Here is a 3,003-nt window from a genome sequence, read left to right on the forward strand (position 1 = left end):
TCGGAGTGCTCCTTGGTCTCATCGCGGTCATTGTCGGGCAGCTTGCGCTGGCCTTGGGCACAGGGCCCGCCATCGCCGCGGGTGCCGTGCTTCTGACCATGGCGTTTCTCACCGGGGCAATGCACGAAGACGGGCTGGCCGATACCGCGGATGGCCTCTGGGGCGGGCAGACGGTCGCGCGGCGGCTCGAAATCATGAAAGACAGCCAGATCGGCAGCTACGGCACCATGGCGCTCATCCTGATGACCGGCTTGCGCTGGTCGGCCCTCTCGGCCCTCGCCCTCGCACCCTCGTCACTCTGGCCCTATCTCGCCGCGGCAGCCCTCTCCCGCGCGGCGCTTCCGGCCATCATGGCAACCACCCCCCATGCGCGCAGCAGCGGGCTGTCTCATGCGGTGGGCAGGTCCGACCCCCGGGCCGCCCTGCTGGCGGTGATCATCGGGGCCGCTGTCACATTCGCCTTCGCGGGCGTCTGGGCCTTCCTTATCCTGCCCCTCGCGGCTGCGCTGGCCTGGGGGATGCGCGCGCTCGCCCTGTCGCGCCTCGGCGGCCAGACGGGCGACATACTCGGCGCCACCCAGCAAGTGATTGAAACCGCAGCGCTCTGCCTTCTGGTCGTCAGCTTCTCATGATCGGAAATACTTCGGGGTCCGGGGCGGCGCCCCGGCTGCACCTTCCCCGCAAAACAAAACCGCGCCCGATCATCCGGGCGCGGCTTCGCAATCAGTAACGTCAGACAGGGTTATCCCAGCGGGATTTCAGCCCCGGTCAGGCCGCGACGCGGCTTTCCAGCACATCGCCCACCTGCTTCGCGGCAGCCATCTCGTCCCCACCGGAGACGGCGGCAACTTCGCGCGTCAGCCGTTCGAGCGCGGCTTCATAGAGCTGCCGTTCGGAATAGCTCTGCTCGCGCTGGTCGTCGGAGCGGTGCAGGTCGCGCACCACCTCTGCGATGGCGATGAGATCGCCGGAGTTGATCTTCTGTTCATATTCCTGCGCCCGGCGCGACCACATGGCCCGCTTGACCTTGGCCTTGCCCTTGAGCGTTTTCATCGCATGGGCGATCACGTCGGGGCTCGACAGCGCGCGCATGCCGATTTCGGTCGCCTTGTGGGTGGGCACGCGCAGCGTCATCTTGTCCTTCTCGAAGGAAATGACGAAGAGCTCCAGCGAAATCCCGGCGACTTCCTGTTCCTCGATGGACACGATCTGCCCCACGCCATGCGCAGGATAGACCACGAACTCGTTCGGGCGGAAATCCAGTTTCTTCGATTTTGTCATCAAGACGCCTCCTTGGCGCTTGTCCACCTACCCCCGGCACGACTGACGACGCCTGCGGGCGGCCCGGCGGGCACGCATCCGAAGCGTCGATGTCGGAAATTTCAGTCAGTCCTGCCGAGAGGACCGATCAAACAGCTAGGAGTTTGGCAGACACTGGTTATCATTGCGCCTGAGTATATCACAAGTTGAGGGCCGTTGAAAGTTTCCCCTAGGTCAACTTCTGGAAATCACTGAAAATACTCTGCCCCGCAGCGGCATCAGGCCAACAATACCGCGCACGGGGGGCGAATCACCCGCCTTCGCCGGGTGCTTCGGAGAAGTACTTTTCCAGCTTTCCCTCTTCGCCGTCATGCTTTTCGGCATCGGGCAGCGGTTCTTTCTTCGTGATGATCACCGGCCACATCTCGGAATACTTGCGGTTGAACTCAACCCATTTTTCCGCTTCCGGCTCGGTATCCGGCTTGATCGCATCGGCCGGGCATTCGGGTTCACAGACACCGCAGTCGATACATTCGTCAGGGTGGATCACCAGCATGTTCTCACCTTCGTAGAAACAATCCACGGGGCACACCTCCACGCAGTCGGTGTATTTGCAGGCGATGCAGGCATCGTTCACGATATAGGTCATTCAATCATCCCTGTCGGCGTAAGTGTCGGGTGATGCGGTCGGTGACACGGGCCGTACCACAGCGGCCTAGCTAGCCCTTGCGGCGGGATCATTCAAGGCGACGGCCGCGCGAAAGATCAAACTGCCTGCGATCCTTCTTGGTGGGCCGTCCCCGTCCTTCGAATGCGGGATTTTCCGAAGCAACGTCCCTGCGGGGCCCGGCGGGCGGGGAACGATCGACATACAGCGCCTGCGCCTCGGGGGCCGGGCCGCGACGTTCCGCCAGCGCCGATATCTCGATCACCCGGACCCTTTCGCCCTGGGTAAAGCTCAGGACATCCCCCGGCGCGATGCAAAAAGACGGCTTGCGCACGATCTGGCCGTTCACGCGCACGCCGTCTTCGCTGATCCGCCCCGCCGCCAGCGTGCGCGTCTTCCAGAAGCGGGCGAACCACAGCCATTTATCGAGCCGCAGTTTCGGGGCCGCCCCGTCCAATTACTTGTCGTCCTTCAGACCCATGAGAGCCGCGGCGAAAGGATTGTCCGGATCGATCTTCTTTTCCTGCTTGGGGGGTCGGGCGCTGAAGTTCTGCGCCTTGCCCTTGCCTTTGCCGCCGCCATCCCGGCGCGGGCCGCCACCGTCACGGCGCCCCTTACCCTGCGGTTTGCCACGGCCCTGCGGCTTGTCGCCGCCCCGGCGATTGCCCGCACCGCCGCCACGCGGGGTGCGCGCCCATGTAAAGACGTAATAGGTCTCCATCTCCGGGCCTGCCATATCCGCGTCGGAGGCGGTGCCCTGCGGCACCTCGTCCTTCGGCAGATCGGGAATATGGTTGGATACCTCGGGCGTCTCTTCGGGCTCCTCCGCGATGGGGGCGAGGCCTTCGTTCTCGATCTTTGCGACCTCGGGCGGGGTGTCGGCGGGTTCCGCCGGGGTGGGCCGTTCCACGATACCGCCCTCGGGCTGCTCCGCCGCAACGTCCATTACCGGTTTGTCGGGCGCATCGTCCGCCGGGGTATCGTTCACCGGGCCGTCGACCTTTTCCGGCACCTCGGTATCGGCCCCGGGGTCCATCATCTTGTGGGTGCCGTCATGGGGCACGGCCTTATCCACC

The 3,003-nt window shown here is 64.4% G+C and carries 4 protein-coding genes and 1 pseudogene; 1 reads left to right on the plus strand and 4 read right to left on the minus strand.

Translation table 11 applies throughout. The features are described from left to right. Positions 1 to 632 (plus strand): adenosylcobinamide-GDP ribazoletransferase (locus A3728_RS10945; protein ID WP_067923413.1); only part of this gene is annotated, 632 nt, incomplete at its 5' end. Positions 633 to 768: 136 nt separating this feature from the next. Here A3728_RS10945 and A3728_RS10950 read toward each other — a convergent pair. From A3728_RS10950 to A3728_RS10965, 4 genes and pseudogenes are all read right to left on the minus strand, one after another. Next, the gene (locus tag A3728_RS10950) at positions 769 to 1,281 is read right to left on the minus strand and encodes a CarD family transcriptional regulator (protein ID WP_067923416.1); all 513 of its coding nucleotides are present in this window, start codon (positions 1,279 to 1,281) and stop codon (positions 769 to 771) included. Between the two features lie 289 nt (positions 1,282 to 1,570). Next, positions 1,571 to 1,909, minus strand: a complete 339-nt coding sequence (fdxA, locus tag A3728_RS10955; protein WP_067923419.1) for a ferredoxin FdxA — start codon at positions 1,907 to 1,909, stop codon at positions 1,571 to 1,573. Positions 1,910 to 1,997: 88 nt separating this feature from the next. Then, the gene (locus A3728_RS10960) at positions 1,998 to 2,384 is read right to left on the minus strand and encodes an RNA-binding S4 domain-containing protein (RefSeq protein ID WP_067923423.1); all 387 of its coding nucleotides are present in this window, start codon (positions 2,382 to 2,384) and stop codon (positions 1,998 to 2,000) included. After that, positions 2,385 to 3,003, minus strand: a pseudogene (locus A3728_RS10965) (hypothetical protein); the annotation flags it as partial.

It is taken from the genome of Sulfitobacter sp. HI0040, from assembly GCF_001634885.1.
Classification (GTDB): domain Bacteria; phylum Pseudomonadota; class Alphaproteobacteria; order Rhodobacterales; family Rhodobacteraceae; genus Sulfitobacter.

Bases quoted from the DNA above. Each gene is read 5' to 3' on its own strand.
- A3728_RS10950 (WP_067923416.1), bottom strand. From the start codon at position 1,281: ATGACAAAATCGAAGAAACTGGATTTCCGCCCGAACGAGTTCGTGGTC.
- fdxA (WP_067923419.1), bottom strand. From the start codon at position 1,909: ATGACCTATATCGTGAACGATGCCTGCATCGCCTGCAAATACACCGAC.